Origin of the sequence: Bacillus sp. FSL R10-2780 (assembly GCF_038006125.1) — a bacterium.
In the GTDB taxonomy this organism is placed as follows: domain Bacteria; phylum Bacillota; class Bacilli; order Bacillales; family Bacillaceae_G; genus Bacillus_A; species Bacillus_A cereus_U.
This window is the reverse complement of sequence record NZ_JBBOUQ010000001.1, coordinates 478,034-494,569: the sequence shown is the minus strand read 5'-3', so window position 1 is coordinate 494,569 and position 16,536 is coordinate 478,034. Positions and strand designations below refer to the sequence as shown.

Here is a 16,536-nt window from a genome sequence, read left to right as displayed (position 1 = left end):
GTTACAATAAGAGTACATTCTTTACAACCCCTGCTTCATCACCCATCTATTATAGCAGGACATGTACAGCAAAAAAAGGTTTCAAATCGAAAAGCAATATATTTTGTATACAAGAAGTAAGAAAAATAAAATTCCTCCTACCCACATTTTTTACGCCTGAAGTTTAAGTGTACTTCAGGCGTATTTTTCTTCCAATTTTATTTATTTGGTCGTTCCTTTAATTGCTCTAACAATTCTTCTAACGGTCCCTCATAGAGCGGGACAGTTGGGATTGATTGTAAAAAACGTTTTCCATAGGAAGAACTTGTCAAACGGCGATCTAGAACAAATACCGTTCCCGTATCTGTATTTGTTCTAATAAGACGACCGAATCCTTGTTTGAAACGTAATATCGCTTGTGGGAGCGCTAACTTAGCGAATACGTCTTCTCCTTGATTTTTTAGCCACTCTCCTTTTGCTTCCATCATCGGCTGATTAGGAGGCGTAAAGGGCAGACGGACAATGACAAGGCAACTCAGAGCATCTCCAGGTATATCTATCCCTTCCCAAAAACTACTTGTTCCTAACAAAATCGATTTGTCGAACTCTTGAAATTTACGAATGAGGCGACTTCGGCTCTTATTATTCACACTTTGTGTTAATAATAAATATCCTTCTAATGCATCATCACTTTTCAAATTCGTATACGCTTCTTTCAACATTTCATACGAAGTAAATAAAACAAGCATTCTACCTTTTGTAGCTTTCGCTATTTTCGCAATATGTGCCGATACAGACTCAATATATTCCTCATTACTTGCTTGCTTAATAAAAGGCACATCAGTTGAAACCATTAATTTCATTTGTTCTTCAAAACGAAATGGTGATGGAACCTTTAATGTATTGGGCGCAAAATCATGCAAACCTAGCTCTTCTTTTATATAGTCGAATGAATCACTAACTGTTAACGTTGCTGATGTGAAAATAACACTCTTTTTTTCTGTTAAAAATTCATCAGCAAATCTTTCACTAATATGAACAGGCTGCGCATATAAAACTGTTGAATGAATCGTTCCCTTCGTTTCAGTCTCCATCCATGTCACGTATGAATTTTTTTCTAAAATGAGTAATTGTAAAGATTGTACCATCTTTCTCAACAACTCAATTAAGTGCATAAATTCACCTGTAACAACATGCATCTCCCATTCTAATTTACTTTGCAATATATCAACTTGCTTCTCAAGTGTAGTTACTAATTTTCTTACATCATATACAAAACGATTTGTTAACTCGGTAATACTATCCCATAACTTACCTGTCTCTACTTCCGTGTTATATCGATAAATGAGCGGCATATTGCTCATCCCTTGTTCCTGCTTTGTTTGTTTAAATATGAAAGCACGTAACATTTGGAATAGTTCATCCGCATCAAATTTAAGTTCCTTCAAACTATGACTCACCATACGGAAAGTCGAACGAGAGGCTTGCTCTGATTTTTTCATCATTTTATATACTTTAGAAAGCACATCATCTGTTTCTAACGTACCAAGACGAGATAAAGCTAATTGAAAATACATACATGAGAACTGTTCACCGAATGTTCTACTCGCCGCTTCCTCGATATGATGGGCTTCATCAAAAATAATATGTTCACATGAAGCAAACAGTGGTTCTTCACTTGAAAAATCTTGAAATAATAACGCATGATTTGTAATAACAATATCTGCAAACAATGCTTTATTCTTCGCTCGTTGATAAAAACAACGACTAAACCAGTTACTTTGCATCCCGCCTGGACTATATGCATCACTACAAATACGGTTCCAAAGTAACTTTCCGCCCTCAGGAATATTTAATTCATCACGATCGCCGGTTTCCGTTTGCAATAACCATACTAAAATTTTTGCCTTTGTGAGCGCCATATCATAATTTTTCTCTTCTTCTTGCAAAGCATATTCAAATTTATGTAGACAAAGATAATGCTTTCTTCCTTTCAGAAGAGCCACTTCAAATGAAAATGGCATTATTTTCTGTAATAATGGAATTTCTTTTTCCAGTATTTGTTGTTGCAATTGTACAGTTTGTGTACTTATAATGACAGGTTCTTCTTTTTTCTTTGCGAAATAAATACTTGGAAGTAAATACGCAAGCGTCTTCCCCGTACCTGTTCCTGCTTCAATCAGTGAAAACCTAGAATCTCTTAGCGCTGTATATATTTCCTTCATCATAATTTGTTGGCTTTCTCTTTTTTCAAACTTTGGCATATTCAATTCAAGTTTATCCATTGCCTTATGTAAGAAAGCATCAAATTTAGATGCGCATGTTTCACTGAGGCCTAAAGAATAATTCCGCTTTCGAATCGCAATATTTCGATACACTTCATACTCCTCTGCCCTTTCTTTACCATGCATCATTTTCTTTAAAATATTTTCAGAAAGTACATCCGCTATATCACTTTGGAAAACATCACTTAATTCATAAAGCGATTGTAATGTGACAAGTGGTAACTTTTCAATTTCACTTAAAAATTGTAAAAACAACTCCGCTGTTGCAAGAGCATCACTATCCGCACGATGTGGTTGATCGTGCTCTAGCTCATGCTGCTTAGCTAAATCACGTAATTTATAACTATCAGCTGTCGGCAAAAGAATTTGTGCCAATTCAACTGTATCAATTTTAGGACAATGTACTTCTGTATATCCAGCCTGCCTTAATTCTTCATTTAAAAAATTCCAATCAAAGTGAACGTTATGTGCAACAAAAGCCGCACCTTGTAATAGCTCAACAATCATCGGGGCTACATCTCGAAATAACGGGGCTTGCTTTACAAGATCTTCATCAATCCCAGTTAATTCTGTAATAAATAGGGGAATCTCTCTCTTCGGATTAATAAAAGATGAAAAAATCTCTAATATCTCTCCATCTTCCACTACAACAGCTGCAATTTGGGTGATTTTATCCTTCCCATCCTTCCAGGAGTTCCCTGTCGTCTCTAAATCAACAACGACATAACGCTTACTCATATATGTAACACCTCAATTTCTTACCTATCAAACACAAAAATTATATAATGTTACTATACCACGTTTTACCTCATCTTAATGAAAAGATGCACAAAAAAGCTATCTCCTTAATTAGAGATAGCCTTCCTACTTATAATATCGTGCCAGCTTTTTCAGCACCTAACATTTCAATAATTTGATTATCATCGTCTAATACTGCAATTTTCGGCTCTTGTTTATGAATATTTTCTTCTGCCACTAAACCATAGCAAATAATAATAATTCTATCACCCGGTTGTACAAGTCTTGCAGCTGCACCATTTAAACACACAACACCGCTACCGCGCTCTCCTTTAATAACATATGTCTCTAAGCGAGCTCCATTGTTGTTATTTACAATTTGTACTTTTTCATTTTCTACAATATTTACCGCATCCATTAAATCTTCATCAATTGTAATACTACCTACATAATTTAAATTTGCTTCTGTTACAGTTGCGCGATGTAACTTCGCTCTCATCATTGTGCGAAACATAGATGCTCCCCCTTATTTCCCCATTAATGTTATATTGTCAATTAATCGTACATGTTCAAACTTAACTGCAATCGCTAAAATGATTCTTCCTTCAATTTTATCTATTGCTTTTAATGAAGGATATGCATATAAATCAGCATAATCTACAGTGCCTTTCGTATACTTCTCAATATGCTCTTTCACAAGATTCATAATGATTTCTGGATTACGTTCGCCTGCCTCAATTCGTTCTTTCGCTATACATAGACTGCGGTATAAATGAGGAGCCTCTTCGCGTTCTTCTAGTGATAAATACACATTACGAGAACTTTTCGCTAATCCATCTTCTTCCCTTACAATATCAACTGGTACGATCGTAACGGGAATATTAAAATCAGTTACGAATCCTTCAATTACAGCTACTTGCTGTGCATCTTTCATACCGAAATAAGCATGCGTTGGCAATGTAATATTAAATAGTTTCATTAGTACAGTCGCAACACCAGCGAAATGACCAGGTCTTTGTTTACCACATAATACGTCGGTACGCTTCACAACTTCTACTGTTGTCGTTTGTTCTGCTGGATACATCTCTTCTACACTCGGATAAAATAAATAATCAATACCATTTTCTTTTGCTACATTTTCATCTCTATCAATATCACGTGGGTATCGATCTAAATCTTCATTTGGTCCAAATTGTAGTGGATTTACAAATACACTTAACACTACAATTTCATTTTCTTCCCTTGCCTTACGTAGTAACGTAGCATGGCCTTCGTGTAAATACCCCATCGTTGGAACAAAACCGATACTTTTTCCACTTGTACGAAGGTCGTTTGTAATTTGCTGCATCTCTTGCACTGTAGTTATGATTTTCATTATTGTTTTCCTCCGTATAACGCTAAGCACTCTTCCTCTTTCATTGTGAATGAATGTTTTTCTTCAGGAAATTGCCCTGTCTTTACTTCAGTAACGTATTGCGAAATCCCTCGCACAATCTCCTCTTGAACAGACGTATATTGCTTCACAAATTTCGGAACACGATTTACGCCGTACGAGATAAGATCATGATATACAAGAACTTGCCCATCTACTTTTTGTCCTGCTCCAATTCCGATTATCGGAATTGTTAACTGCTCTGAAATAAGTTCTGCTAATTGCATTGGCACACACTCTAACACAAGTGCTATCGCACCAGCTTCCTCACATTTCTTTGCATCTTCTATTAATTTTTTTGCACTTTCAGCATCTTTCCCTTGTACTTTATACCCACCTAGCACTCCTACAGATTGAGGAGTTAAACCTAAATGCGCCACAACGGGAATTCCCGCATTCGTTAAGTAGTGAATAGTTGATATAACTTCTCCAGCACCTTCTACCTTTAATGCATGTGCCCCGCTCTCTTGAACAATGCGACGTGCATTAACCATCGTATCTTGCAATGAGACATGATAAGACATAAATGGCATATCAGTTACAATAAACGTCTCTTTCGCTCCGCGGCGTACAGCTTTCGTATGATGAATCATATCCTCTACAGTTACTGGAACTGTTGAATCATACCCAAGTACAACCATTCCTAGAGAATCACCCACTAAAATCATATCGACTTTAGCTTCTTCTGCTAATTTAGCAGATGGATAATCATACGCCGTTAGCATTGTAATCGGCTCACCTTGCTCTTTCATTTTCAAAAAATCTGTTTTTGTTTTCAAAAACTACTCCTCCTTTATGCAGGAGAGAGGAGATGGCCGAAATCATATAAAAAACCCCTCTGGCCATAAAAGGGCAGAAGGGTTGTGTGTTAGTCGGCATTATTCATCCCTCTGTCCCAGTCCGTTATTGGATCAAGGCAGAATCCAAATTATTATTTTTTCATACTGCGTGAAATAATGGTGCAGTTCGCTTTGATACTGCCCATATTCGAACTAATTATAGCAAACTCTGAAAAGGAATTGCTACATTTTTTCGAAAAAATAATTTTCTATCCCTATTACGGTATGTGAAATTTATTAGTATCTAAATAACAAAAAGAAGCTCCAAAATAGGAACTTCTTTTACTTAATTTCTATATCAGCAGAATGAATGTGGTGCACTTTTCCTTGATGATCCTCAAGTAACAATACACCATCCTCCGTAATCCCTTTTGCTAGCCCATTAATAGTTTCCTTCATCGTTCGAGCTGTAATTTCTTTTCCGATACTTACTGCGTAACTTTCCCAAAGAATTTTAATAACAGAGAAGCCATTTTTTAAATACTCTTCATACAATTTCTCTAGTTGCAAGAAAATTTGTTGCATAAGTTCCGCACGAACAATCGGCTTATCCGATTCAATTGCTAATGAAGTTGCAATTTGCTGAATTTCCTCATCAAAATGTTCTTGTTTCTGATTTGCATTAATGCCAATCCCCATAATAACAGCATTAATTTTATCTGGATCAGCTTGCATCTCTGTTAATATACCGACAGCTTTTTTACCTTGAATTAAAATATCATTTGGCCATTTAATCCCTACGTTTACACCGGTACATTTTTCAATTGCTTGCGCTACGCTAACAGCTGCTAATAAAGTAAGCTGTGGTGCATGATGAACTGGAATAGATGGACGCAAAATAATACTCATCCAAATTCCTGTTCCTTTTGGAGAATACCATTTTCTACTTAAACGTCCTCTACCTGCTGTTTGTTCTTCAGCAACGACAATTGTTCCCTCTTCTGCGCCTTCATAAGCAAGTCTCGCTGCAATATGCTGAGTAGATTCAACCGATTCTTCAAAATAAACCGTTCTACCGATACGCTCTGTTTGTAATCCTAATTGAATCTCATTAGCAGTTACTTTATCTGGTTTACTAGCAATTCGATACCCTAAGCGGCGTACAGCTTCTAGTTCATACCCTTCATTACGAAGGTCCTCCATATGCTTCCATACAGCGGTTCTCGAACAGCCAAGTTTGTCACTAAGTGTTTGACCAGATACAAATGCACCATCTGCTTCAGAAAAAACTTGTAATAACTGCTTTCTTATAGTAGATTGCATCTTTGTAGCCACTCCCTTATATTCTCTTTCTTATTAACTAAATCTCCTTGTACGATTGCTTCTTCAATATTTTGAAGCATTTCGGCAACCCACGGACCTGGCTTTTTATCTGCCCAGCTTAATAAATCATTACCAGTCACATTCATTTCTTGACGATTTTTTATCGGCAATGCATGAAATAATGATTGTACTTGCTTAACAGACGCACTATTATAACTTTCTATTATCGCTTCATATACTCTTTCCGCCATCTCAGCGATGCGAATTCCAGTTTTATAAAGAAGGATTGTATCCCACTCCTTCTCCTTTCTAGAACGAATTGCTAATAAAACCGCTACGATATCTTTAATCTTTTTATTCGAGAACTTCCATTGACGTAAAAAGACAGATGGATGCTCTTCTCCGATACAATATAAGAAAAATGCCCACGCCTCAACGTCTGTTTCGAAAGAATCCCATTTATACTGCGTAGCTTTCAAGAGTCTTTCTTCTGACATTTGCAAATATGGCAGATGAGAAAATAGCTTCGTTTCTACTAACTCTTGAAGACCATTCACACAATATGTACCGGTCAACAATTTTTCAAATTCAACTGTAATTCTTTCAATCGCTATATGTTCGAGCAAATGCCCATACGTTTCAATTGCTTGTTTCGTCTTTATTTCCAAAGAGAAACCTAACGTACTTACGAACCGAATACCACGCATCATTCGCAGTGCATCTTCTTGAAAACGGTCTGCAGCATCTCCAACCGTTGTAATTTCCTTCAGACGAATCGCTTCTTTTCCAGCAAATAAATCAACCATTTCGCCTTCCTCTGTCATTGCAATTGCATTCATCGTGAAATCACGTCGTTTTAAATCCTCTTCTAATGAACGGACAAATTGAACACTACTAGGTCTCCGAAAATCTTCATATTCGCTTTCTGTTCGAAAAGTAGTTACCTCATACGGTTCACCATTTTCTACAACAATTACAGTTCCATGCTCAAGACCAACCGGAACATGTCTTGGGAAAATAGCCATTACTTCTTCTGGTAAAGCAGATGTTGCGATATCGATATCTCCAATCGGTCTATCGATAATAAGATCGCGTACACTTCCACCAACGAAGTAAGCCTCATGTCCGTGCTGTTTTAATATCTCAATAATTGAACTAGCTTTTTTAAATCTTTCCATTCTTGTCATCCCTTAGTATGTCATAATAAATCGCCTCATACTGTGAAACGATTTTTTCCGAACGAAACTGCTCATATACAGATTTCATCGCTCGCTCTCCCATATTACGGTGAAGTTCTTCATTTTCTAGTAGTTGAATTGCTTGCTTAGCTATTCCATCTGTATCTCCAACTTCACATATATATCCTGTCTCACCATGTTGAATGACCTCTGGAATGCCCCCAACCCTCGTTCCGATACTAGGCACACCACACGCCATCGCTTCTAATATAACGAGACCAAAACTTTCCTTTTCTGATAAAAGTAGCATTAAATCACTCATCGCAAGAAGCTCTGCAACATTATCTTGCTTTCCTAGGAATAAGACACGTTCCTCAATATGTAAACTTTTCACCAATTGTAAAATAGTACAGAACTCTGGTCCATCACCAACAAGAAGCAATTTCGCATCTACTTCCTTTACAATTTTGGCAAATGACTGCACAACATCTTGTACACGCTTAACCTTTCGGAAATTTGAAATATGAATCAACACTTTTTCATTTTCTCGTATACCATATTCTTTTTTTAATTGAGACATATCACGCTTGAAATAAACACGTTCGTCTACAAAATTGTATACCGTCTCAATTTCTTTATCTGGTTTTACAAGTTCATTCGTTTCTTCAATTAACGAATGTGACACAGCTGTAACAACATCAGATTGTTCAATACCAAAGCGAATTAAATTATTTAACGAAGGGTCGGAACCTAACACAGTAATATCCGTTCCATGTAAGGTTGTAACAATTTTAATACGCTCCCCAATCATTTGTTTTGCTAAATATGCACAAATAGCATGAGGGATTGCATAATGCACATGTAAAATATCAAGGTTTTCTCTTTGAGCAACCTCTGCCATTTTACTCGCTAATGCTAAATCGTAAGGTGGATATTGAAAAACAGAATATTGATTTACTGTTACTTCGTGAAAATAAATGTTCGGGTACACTTTATTCAACCGAAATGGTACACCCGATGTAATAAAATGAATTTCATGTCCGCGTTCCGCCAATTGCTTTCCTAACTCTGTCCCAACAACCCCAGAACCACCTACAGAAGGATAACATGTAATACCTATTTTCAATTTCATTTACATCCCCCTATTAAATCAGCATGTAATAAAACCGGCTTCTTACTCATAAATCCTTCGGCATACAGCACTCCAACTTCTTTCCCAAACATCTTCTCCCGAGTGATTACAGTTTCAACGTATCCTTCGGTTAATGGCGTCTTAACACCATCACTCCCTGTTGAAAACTGACTTTCATACGCTTCTAACGCTTCCACCTTTTTAGAAAGGTATTCACTAATATCTATACAAAAATTCGGTTTATGAAAACCATTAATTATATAATTATAAAAAGACTCTACACGGTGCGGCGGAAGTTCAGGCATATATTTACGAATTCCCGCTGAAAAGATAGCTTCTTCCACAAGTTTCGCGCAATTAGCATGGTCTGGATGACGATCTTCGTAATATGGTGCGAAAATTAGTGTTGGTTTATATGTACGAATAATCTTTACAATTTCACGTATATACTCTTCTTTCATATACAAACCACGGTCTGGCATCGCTAAATTAATTCTCGTTTTTACTCCCATAATACGAGCTGCAGCCTTTGCTTCTTCTTTTCTTAGTTCTACCGTTCCATTTGAAGAAAGATCAGCTTCTGTTAAATCGCAAATGCCTACTTCATATCCTTGTTTCGTATACTTTGCAATGGTACCTGCCATGCCAATTTCCACATCATCGGCATGAGCACCAAACGCTAATATATGTAATCCACTCATAATTGTTCCCCTCATTTTCTTAACTTTCGGTAATCTAAATCTCCCCGCTCTAATGCATGCATTAGCATTTCAGCACTTGCCATATTCGTTGCTAGTGGGATGGCGTATACATCACATAAACGAAGTAACGCATTGACATCAGGTTCATGCGGCTGCGCTGTTAGTGGGTCCCGGAAAAAAATCACCATATCCATCTCATTTTTTGCAATCATTGCACCAATTTCTTGATCGCCACCAAGAGGACCAGATTGATATCTTGTTACAACTAAACCAGTTGCCTCCATAATACGAAGTCCTGTCGTTCCTGTTGCAAAAAGTTCATGTTTTTCAAAGATTGGTTTATATGCGTACGCGAACGAAACCATATCATCTTTCTTTTTGTCATGTGCGATTAAGGCAATTTTCATCCGTTGTCTCCCCTTTAGTCGATAATGTTTTCTAAACCATACACAAGATGATCAAGGTTCATTACTGTTTCAATTGATAGTTTTACACCTGACATAAATGATGCACGGTTGAATGAATCATGACGAACTGTTAACATTTGTCCATCTCCGCCGAACATTACTTCTTGGTGTGCAATAAGCCCTGGTAGACGTACGCTATGAATGTGAATACCATCCACATTTGCACCACGTGCTCCTTCTAATTGTTCCGTTTCATTAGGGTGTCCTTGCTCTTTTGGTACACGATTTTGACGGATTAATTCTACTGTTTTTACAGCTGTACCAGATGGTGCGTCTAATTTTTGATCATGGTGTAATTCAATTACTTCAACATCTTGGAAGTACTTTGCTGCCATTTGTGAAAATTTCATCATAAGAACTGCACCAATTGCAAAGTTTGGAGCGATAATTGTTCCTACTTCTTTTTCTTTTGCATTTTCTGTTAATTGCTTTAGTTCTTCTTCAGTAAATCCAGTTGTACCAATAACAGATCGAAGTCCACGTTCAACTGCAAGTGTCACATGTTTCTTTCCAACTTCTGGTGTTGTTAAATCTAACAATACATCTGCTTCTACTTCATCTAAACAAGTATGTAAATCCGCATAAATAGGTGCATCTAGCGCTGGCATTCCAGGTAAATCAGCGATTTTCTCTCCGCCATGCTTATAATCAATTGCTGCTACTAAATTGAAATGTTCTGTTCTTTCCATTAAAAGGACTGCTTCCTGTCCCATACGTCCTCTTGGTCCAGCGATGATTACTTTAATTTCTTTCATGCTTCTTTCTCTCCCTCATCAATACGTGTCCAGCGATCTTTATCACGTGTATTAAATTTATTCATTACAATGTTATGCGCTGTTTCTAAATCAATATTTAAACTATTTGCCATACAAATCATAACAAATAACACATCTCCAAGCTCTTCCTCAATACTTCGTTCTATCTCAGTCGTTTTCTTCGGCTTCTCACCATAATAATGGTTAACCTCTCTTGCAAGCTCTCCCATTTCTTCAGTTAAACGGGCCATCATTGCAAGCGGACTAAAATAACCTTCTTTAAATTGACCGATATATGCATCTACTTCTTTCTGCATATCTTTCATCGTTTTTGCTTCCATACTTGTCACCTCTATTCCTTCCTCTTTCATGTTAGCCAATTCATCGCGATTTGACAAATATTATTCTCTCATATCCCTATTTACGACTCTTTTTTGGATAGACTATAATAAAGTGAAACTTCTTTTGCAATGTTTTTCTGCAAAAGATTAGTTGAACCAATCGGGTCCCTACGGCTGGTTCGCCCTTTTCTTCTTTGCTTTTCCCTCTACCAGCCGTTGGGACGGGGTAAAGTGAAACTTCTTTTGCAATGTTTTTCTGCAAAAGATTAGTTGAACCAATCGGGTCCCTACGGCTGGTTCGCCCTTTTCTTCTTTGCTTTTCCCTCTACCAGCCGTTGGGACGGGGTAAAGTGAAACTTTCTTTTGCAATGTTTTTCTGCAAAAGATTAGTTGAACCAATCGGGCTCTTACGGCTAGTTTGCTCTGTCTTCTCTGCTTTATCTCCTACCAGCCGTTTGAGCGGGGTAAAGTGAAACTTCTTTTGCGTGATTTTTGCAAAAGGTCAGCCTGAACTAATTAGGCCCTTATACTATTCTCTATTTTTACTAGCAACTAGAAATAACTTATTATTATGTCTTACCGTTTAAGCGGAGCAATTCCAATCATTACATAACTAGGGGGATTTCTATATGAAAGCAAATTTGAAGATTCGAAATATCATTTTCATTTTAATCGGTTCCGCTATTTTTTCTTTCGGCATTGTAAATATCAATATTGAAAACCATCTTGCAGAGGGTGGGTTTACCGGTATTACGCTATTATTATATTTTCTATTTTCGCTTGACCCTTCCTATACAAACTTAATTTTAAATATCCCTATATTTTTTATTGGCTGGAAGTTACTCGGCCGAACAACATTTTTATATACATTAATCGGTACATTTAGCGTCTCTTTATTCCTATGGATTTTCCAACGCTACGAAGTACTCAACTTACATTTAAACTTGCAAAATGATATGACACTGGCTGCTTTATTCGCTGGGGCATTTATCGGTATAGGACTTGGAATTATATTTAAATACGGCGGGACTACTGGCGGTGTTGATATTATCGCAAGACTAGCTCACAAATATGTTGGCTGGAGTATGGGAAAAACGATGTTTATGTTTGATGCCATCGTTATCATTGTCTCTATTCTTACATATTTATCATATCGTGAAGGCATGTATACGTTAGTTGCTGTATTTATCGGGGCTAAGGTTATTGATTTTATGCAAGAAGGAGCTTATGCAGCAAAAGGAGCAACTATTATTTCTGATAAAAATGATGAAATTGCTTCAAAAATTTTATCAGAAATGGAGCGCGGAGCAACCTTTTTAAAAGCAGTTGGATCCTATACAAAAGTTGAACGAAATGTACTATATTGTGTTGTTGCAAAAAACGAAATCGTGAAATTAAAAAATATCATTACTTCTGTAGACCCTCACGCCTTTGTCGCTGTAAGTGATGTACACGATGTTGTTGGCGAAGGATTTACATTAGATGAAAATAAAAATCCGTTACATAATTAAATTCAACTAGAAAAGCTCTTTAGCTTTTCTAGTTTTTTATTACATATCTTTTCAGTTTCTCCAAATCCTCATAAATGAGCTCCAATAAACTACGATTATAAAAAATTGAAGCTGGATGAAAAGTAGGAAATATATTATATTCTTTTTCAGTCCATATGAATTCTGTACCGCTACTATCTTTCAATTGCTGCACGGGTTGCTTTAACAATTCGCCATGAACATCCGTAATTTTATTATTTTTACCAACTAAACGCTGTAATGCAATATTACCAAGTGTAACAATAACAGGCGGCTGTATAAGTTCCAACTCATAATCTAACAAAGGTGCATGGGCAAGTATTTCTCCTTGATTTGGCGTTCTATTATACCTTTTCTGTATTATTTCGCCATTTCGTTCCCTTTTCTCTCTCCATTTATAAGGTCTACTCCGCACCGCACTCGTAATATATACTTCTTCCCTTGTAACGTGAATACGTTCTAAAAACTCCATTAAATGCTTTCCTGCTCTCCCGCTAAACGGAATCCCATTATGAATTTCTGTTTCACCAGGTGCTTCTCCAACAAGCATTAATTTCGGATTTCTAGGGCCCTGTCCACTTAAAAAACCTTCTAATTGGTATGTAGCACTTCGCTCCCTCACTTGTTTAACTAAATGATCTGGATATTCTATGTCTGTCACCTTCTTTCATCATTCCATACTTATCTTTATTTTAATTAGTTCTATACCCCATATTCTCTCTATTATTTCCATTTGTAACATATTATAAGATTCAATCCACAAAACAAAAAAAGACTATCATAATTGATAGTCTTTAATCGTCGCTACGCTGCATACCAGTATAAATTAATACGAGACGTAATAATTCAAATACTGCTACAGCAGCTGCTGCTACATATGTTAATGCTGCCGCATTTAATACTTTACGAGCTTGACCGTACTCATCTGTCGATACGATACCAAGTGCTTCAATTTGTTGCATTGCACGTTTTGATGCATCAAACTCAACTGGTAATGTAACAAGTTGGAAAATAACACCTGCTGCCATTAAAATAATTCCTAGTAACAACAAACCAGACATTTGTGCAAATACACCAATTAGGACAAAAACCCATGACATGTTTGAACCAAAATTAGCAACTGGCACTAACGAATGGCGTACACGCATGAAGTTATAATCTTTCGCATCTTGAATTGCGTGTCCTACTTCATGTGCTGCTACAGCTGTACCAGCAACTGAATGACCATAGTAGTTATCTGTCGATAATCTAACCGTCTTTACACGCGGGTCATAATGATCTGACAAATGACCTGGCGTTTCTTCTACAGCTACATTGTACAATCCATTTTCATCTAAAATTTTCCGAGCCACTTCCGCTCCTGTCATACCTGATGTTGAATAAACTTGTGAATACTTGCTATAGGCACTACGTACTTTGGACTGTGCATACAACGGTATGATCAAAATGATCGCGAAGTAAATTAAATAAAACATCATAAACCTCCATTGAAGTTTTAATTATAGTACTTCTCATTCTATTTTTTTCTTCCACCGTTGTCAATAAATAAACCTTACAATCCGTATCTTTATTTATACGCATTATCTATCTTTAGAATGCAAGTTACTTCTCCGCTTCTCTCTCTCCCCTTTATACTTTCTCCATCCAACATACGTTAAAGTGAACAAAATAAGTCCTCCAGTAATTGTCATAAACCAAATGAGAGAGGGAGCAATCTCATCTTTTTTTACTGTATGAAATATTTTTTGCAAATCACCTTTAATAATTCCTAGTTGCATTTGTCCACCTTTCGTTTTTAACATAACGTTACGAAATTCATCCAAATAAGATAAATGTGCATTTACACGCTGTGCTTCGTTTTCTGGCAGGGTAATCATTAAACTAGGATAAATAATATTAAATTCATTTAAAAGTGTATTTAGCGTCTGTTGGAACTGTCCATCATCGTCTTTTTCCATCGCTTTTTCTACTTGAGAAAAAGCATTCATTATCTTTCTTTCTCTTTCCATCCAAAGTGGCTGATATTTAGATACTTGTGCATCAACAGCAAGTTGTAACGCTAACATATTATCAACTTTAACTTGCCTATCTAAATCTTCCGCGAGAGATTGTTTCGCCTTATCGTATGCTAAAGAAACGACTCTAATTTGTCCCGGAGTTACTTTTGAATTATTTTCATTTTCCTTTGATAGAAACTGCTCTGAGAAATGATGCAGTACTTGTATTGCCTTATCATCTTCTTTTTTCTTCACTAACTGCAAAGAGTCATCTAGCAATCCAGTTAGTTCACTCCACTCTTCAGCATATATACGTACTGGAAACATTATAATTAGAAATGCTATCAGTCCAATTAATGTTCTCTTCATCCCGGTCCCCCCTATAACTACTAGTACAAAATATGTGGAATTGGACAAGAATAGAACAGAACAAAATCAAAAAATATATTATCTCTATGAAAACAAAAAAATTCTCTTTAAACAGAGAATTTTTTCTTTGAAACCCTTTTCTTTTTCACTAAATATTTATACACACCGTAACAAAGTATGCTACCGCCTAAAATCAATAATAAAATAACACATGCAGCATGCATAAAGAATTCTTCCGGTAACATTAAAATAACCGGATCTGTTTCAATATCAAACATCCAATAATCATTGCTAAATAAAAGCTTGTGAAATAATACGAAACTCTTTTCAAAATTAATAGCAATTGGTAACGTAAGAGCTATTGGAAAAATAATTGTAAGAATCGCTCCGTGAAGTAAAAACTTTTCTTTTTTCTTTTTTAATAAATACGCTCCTCCTAATACAGCAATTACAATCGTTCCATACATTATATATTGAATCTTTACTAAAATATTTTTAACATCCACAAAATGAATGCGGCCATTTGTGGACATATCTAATGTCGGCAATTGTAATGCACCTTCATAAAACGGCGATAAATATGTAATAAGCACGTCATAGTTTCTCTTAATTTCATCTTTCGTCATATCCGCTAAATCTGGAATATTTAAAAAATCAATTTCTAAATAATACAACCATTTTCCATATACAACTATCGTTGCCGCGAGAGCGAAAACAGAAAATGCTATGCTATAGGAAACTACTAAAGTGATCAATCGATCCAATATGTTTATACCACTCTTATTTTTCTTCATTTTCTCCCCCTAAATGTCCTCATCATCATAAAGAAAACTGTTTTCGGTTCTCACGTAAGCAATAATAATATGTAATACACAGTACAACCATACTTAACCAAAACGTAAAATAACCAATTTTCTCTACAAACAAATGCATAATCCCGTATCTCGGCATTTGCCAAAATAAATAATCAATTGCATCATTATGTAATGTCCATATGCCAGCTACAGTGAAGTGCCATTTTTTTATCCGATAAAACGGAGCATATAACATCCCCTGCACTGCCATCGCAAAATGAGATAACATTAACATATATCCCATAAGGCCAATAGGACCTTTTACATAAATCATAATTGCATTTACAACAACAGCCCAAATACCATATTTTATTAAAGTAACTATCGCTAACGCTTCTATTACCCCCCAGTTCTTCTTCATCAAAAAAGCAATTAAAACAAAGACAAAAAAGAGACTTGCCATAGGGCTATCTGGTACAAACGGCCAAAATATAGGTGAGGTTTCTTTTAATTGATTTCCATACCATATGAATCCGTAAATTGTACCTAATATGTTAACAACCAATAAAAATAAAAGTACCGAACGTTGCCTTAACATTGCATACAAGTAAACCAAGCTGTATGTCCAACACCTTTCAAACAAAGTAATTCTTTCATCGAACTCTACTCTATTATATAGCAAACTTTCCGTCATCAAAATAAAAAGCTGACTACAGATTTTGTAGTCAGCTTTTCTA

17 protein-coding genes are annotated in these 16,536 nt (G+C 36.2%); 1 reads left to right on the top strand and 16 read right to left on the bottom strand.

Features of this window, described 5'->3' with window-relative positions; genetic code table 11:
- Window positions 1-197: 197 nt before the first annotated feature.
- The 11 genes from dinG to NSQ47_RS02580 form a co-directional block, all read right to left on the bottom strand.
- Entirely contained in the window at window positions 198-3,002 is a 2,805-nt protein-coding gene (dinG, locus tag NSQ47_RS02630) for an ATP-dependent DNA helicase DinG (protein WP_002158567.1), read from the bottom strand.
- 130 nt (window positions 3,003-3,132) lie between these two features.
- A complete protein-coding gene (gene panD, locus NSQ47_RS02625; RefSeq protein ID WP_341036023.1) occupies window positions 3,133-3,516 on the bottom strand; it encodes an aspartate 1-decarboxylase in 384 nt (127 codons plus the stop codon).
- A 12-nt stretch (window positions 3,517-3,528) separates the two neighbouring features.
- Complete coding sequence (gene panC / locus NSQ47_RS02620; protein ID WP_341036021.1) at window positions 3,529-4,377, bottom strand: pantoate--beta-alanine ligase; 849 nt, start codon at window positions 4,375-4,377, stop codon at window positions 3,529-3,531.
- A complete protein-coding gene (panB, locus tag NSQ47_RS02615) occupies window positions 4,377-5,213 on the bottom strand; it encodes a 3-methyl-2-oxobutanoate hydroxymethyltransferase (RefSeq protein ID WP_002201124.1) in 837 nt (278 codons plus the stop codon). Before panB ends, panC begins: the two co-directional genes overlap by 1 nt.
- 342 nt (window positions 5,214-5,555) lie before the next feature.
- Complete coding sequence (locus tag NSQ47_RS02610) at window positions 5,556-6,536, bottom strand: biotin--[acetyl-CoA-carboxylase] ligase (protein WP_016104338.1); 981 nt, start codon at window positions 6,534-6,536, stop codon at window positions 5,556-5,558.
- Complete coding sequence (locus tag NSQ47_RS02605) at window positions 6,521-7,714, bottom strand: CCA tRNA nucleotidyltransferase (protein WP_002202602.1); 1,194 nt, start codon at window positions 7,712-7,714, stop codon at window positions 6,521-6,523. The genes NSQ47_RS02610 and NSQ47_RS02605 overlap by 16 nt, the downstream gene beginning before the upstream one ends.
- Window positions 7,701-8,846: an N-acetyl-alpha-D-glucosaminyl L-malate synthase BshA gene (gene bshA, locus NSQ47_RS02600; protein ID WP_002086596.1), complete on the bottom strand. Its 1,146-nt coding sequence runs from the start codon at window positions 8,844-8,846 to the stop codon at window positions 7,701-7,703. Before bshA ends, NSQ47_RS02605 begins: the two co-directional genes overlap by 14 nt.
- Entirely contained in the window at window positions 8,843-9,547 is a 705-nt protein-coding gene (bshB1, locus tag NSQ47_RS02595) for a bacillithiol biosynthesis deacetylase BshB1 (RefSeq protein WP_341036019.1), read from the bottom strand. Before bshB1 ends, bshA begins: the two co-directional genes overlap by 4 nt.
- 11 nt (window positions 9,548-9,558) lie before the next feature.
- Entirely contained in the window at window positions 9,559-9,954 is a 396-nt protein-coding gene (gene mgsA, locus NSQ47_RS02590) for a methylglyoxal synthase (RefSeq protein ID WP_000684753.1), read from the bottom strand.
- Between the two features lie 14 nt (window positions 9,955-9,968).
- Window positions 9,969-10,769 carry a dihydrodipicolinate reductase gene (dapB, locus tag NSQ47_RS02585; RefSeq protein WP_002158574.1) on the bottom strand — a complete coding sequence of 267 codons (801 nt, stop codon included), beginning with the start codon at window positions 10,767-10,769 and terminating at the stop codon, window positions 9,969-9,971.
- Complete coding sequence (locus NSQ47_RS02580; protein ID WP_002158575.1) at window positions 10,766-11,110, bottom strand: nucleotide pyrophosphohydrolase; 345 nt, start codon at window positions 11,108-11,110, stop codon at window positions 10,766-10,768. Before NSQ47_RS02580 ends, dapB begins: the two co-directional genes overlap by 4 nt.
- 629 nt (window positions 11,111-11,739) lie before the next feature.
- Between NSQ47_RS02580 and NSQ47_RS02575 the strand changes: the two genes are divergently transcribed.
- A complete protein-coding gene (locus NSQ47_RS02575; RefSeq protein WP_002158577.1) occupies window positions 11,740-12,621 on the top strand; it encodes a YitT family protein in 882 nt (293 codons plus the stop codon).
- A 28-nt stretch (window positions 12,622-12,649) separates the two neighbouring features.
- On the opposite strand, the gene NSQ47_RS02570 is transcribed toward NSQ47_RS02575, so the two are convergent.
- The 5 genes from NSQ47_RS02570 to NSQ47_RS02550 all read right to left on the bottom strand — a co-directional run bounded on the left by NSQ47_RS02570 (window position 12,650) and on the right by NSQ47_RS02550 (window position 16,415).
- Window positions 12,650-13,300 (bottom strand): uracil-DNA glycosylase, encoded by a 651-nt coding sequence (locus tag NSQ47_RS02570; protein ID WP_002201128.1) that lies wholly within the window; start codon window positions 13,298-13,300, stop codon window positions 12,650-12,652.
- A gap of 133 nt (window positions 13,301-13,433) precedes the next feature.
- The gene (locus NSQ47_RS02565) at window positions 13,434-14,114 is read right to left on the bottom strand and encodes a zinc metallopeptidase (RefSeq protein WP_002086606.1); all 681 of its coding nucleotides are present in this window, start codon (window positions 14,112-14,114) and stop codon (window positions 13,434-13,436) included.
- Between the two features lie 105 nt (window positions 14,115-14,219).
- A complete protein-coding gene (gene ypjB, locus NSQ47_RS02560; RefSeq protein WP_341036016.1) occupies window positions 14,220-15,005 on the bottom strand; it encodes a sporulation protein YpjB in 786 nt (261 codons plus the stop codon).
- Between the two features lie 107 nt (window positions 15,006-15,112).
- Window positions 15,113-15,799 (bottom strand): lipoprotein intramolecular transacylase Lit, encoded by a 687-nt coding sequence (gene lit / locus NSQ47_RS02555; RefSeq protein ID WP_016104335.1) that lies wholly within the window; start codon window positions 15,797-15,799, stop codon window positions 15,113-15,115.
- A gap of 25 nt (window positions 15,800-15,824) precedes the next feature.
- A complete protein-coding gene (locus NSQ47_RS02550; RefSeq protein WP_341036014.1) occupies window positions 15,825-16,415 on the bottom strand; it encodes a DUF1405 domain-containing protein in 591 nt (196 codons plus the stop codon).
- Window positions 16,416-16,536 lie beyond the last annotated feature (121 nt).

Coding starts and splice junctions, on each gene's coding strand:
- dinG (WP_002158567.1), bottom strand. CDS start 3,002: ATGAGTAAGCGTTATGTCGTTGTTGATTTAGAGACGACAGGGAACTCC.
- panD (WP_341036023.1), bottom strand. CDS start 3,516: ATGTTTCGCACAATGATGAGAGCGAAGTTACATCGCGCAACTGTAACA.
- panC (WP_341036021.1), bottom strand. CDS start 4,377: ATGAAAATCATAACTACAGTGCAAGAGATGCAGCAAATTACAAACGAC.
- NSQ47_RS02610 (WP_016104338.1), bottom strand. CDS start 6,536: ATGCAATCTACTATAAGAAAGCAGTTATTACAAGTTTTTTCTGAAGCA.
- NSQ47_RS02605 (WP_002202602.1), bottom strand. CDS start 7,714: ATGGAAAGATTTAAAAAAGCTAGTTCAATTATTGAGATATTAAAACAG.
- bshA (WP_002086596.1), bottom strand. CDS start 8,846: ATGAAATTGAAAATAGGTATTACATGTTATCCTTCTGTAGGTGGTTCT.
- bshB1 (WP_341036019.1), bottom strand. CDS start 9,547: ATGAGTGGATTACATATATTAGCGTTTGGTGCTCATGCCGATGATGTG.
- mgsA (WP_000684753.1), bottom strand. CDS start 9,954: ATGAAAATTGCCTTAATCGCACATGACAAAAAGAAAGATGATATGGTT.
- dapB (WP_002158574.1), bottom strand. CDS start 10,769: ATGAAAGAAATTAAAGTAATCATCGCTGGACCAAGAGGACGTATGGGA.
- NSQ47_RS02580 (WP_002158575.1), bottom strand. CDS start 11,110: ATGGAAGCAAAAACGATGAAAGATATGCAGAAAGAAGTAGATGCATAT.
- NSQ47_RS02575 (WP_002158577.1), top strand. CDS start 11,740: ATGAAAGCAAATTTGAAGATTCGAAATATCATTTTCATTTTAATCGGT.
- NSQ47_RS02565 (WP_002086606.1), bottom strand. CDS start 14,114: ATGTTTTATTTAATTTACTTCGCGATCATTTTGATCATACCGTTGTAT.
- ypjB (WP_341036016.1), bottom strand. CDS start 15,005: ATGAAGAGAACATTAATTGGACTGATAGCATTTCTAATTATAATGTTT.
- lit (WP_016104335.1), bottom strand. CDS start 15,799: ATGAAGAAAAATAAGAGTGGTATAAACATATTGGATCGATTGATCACT.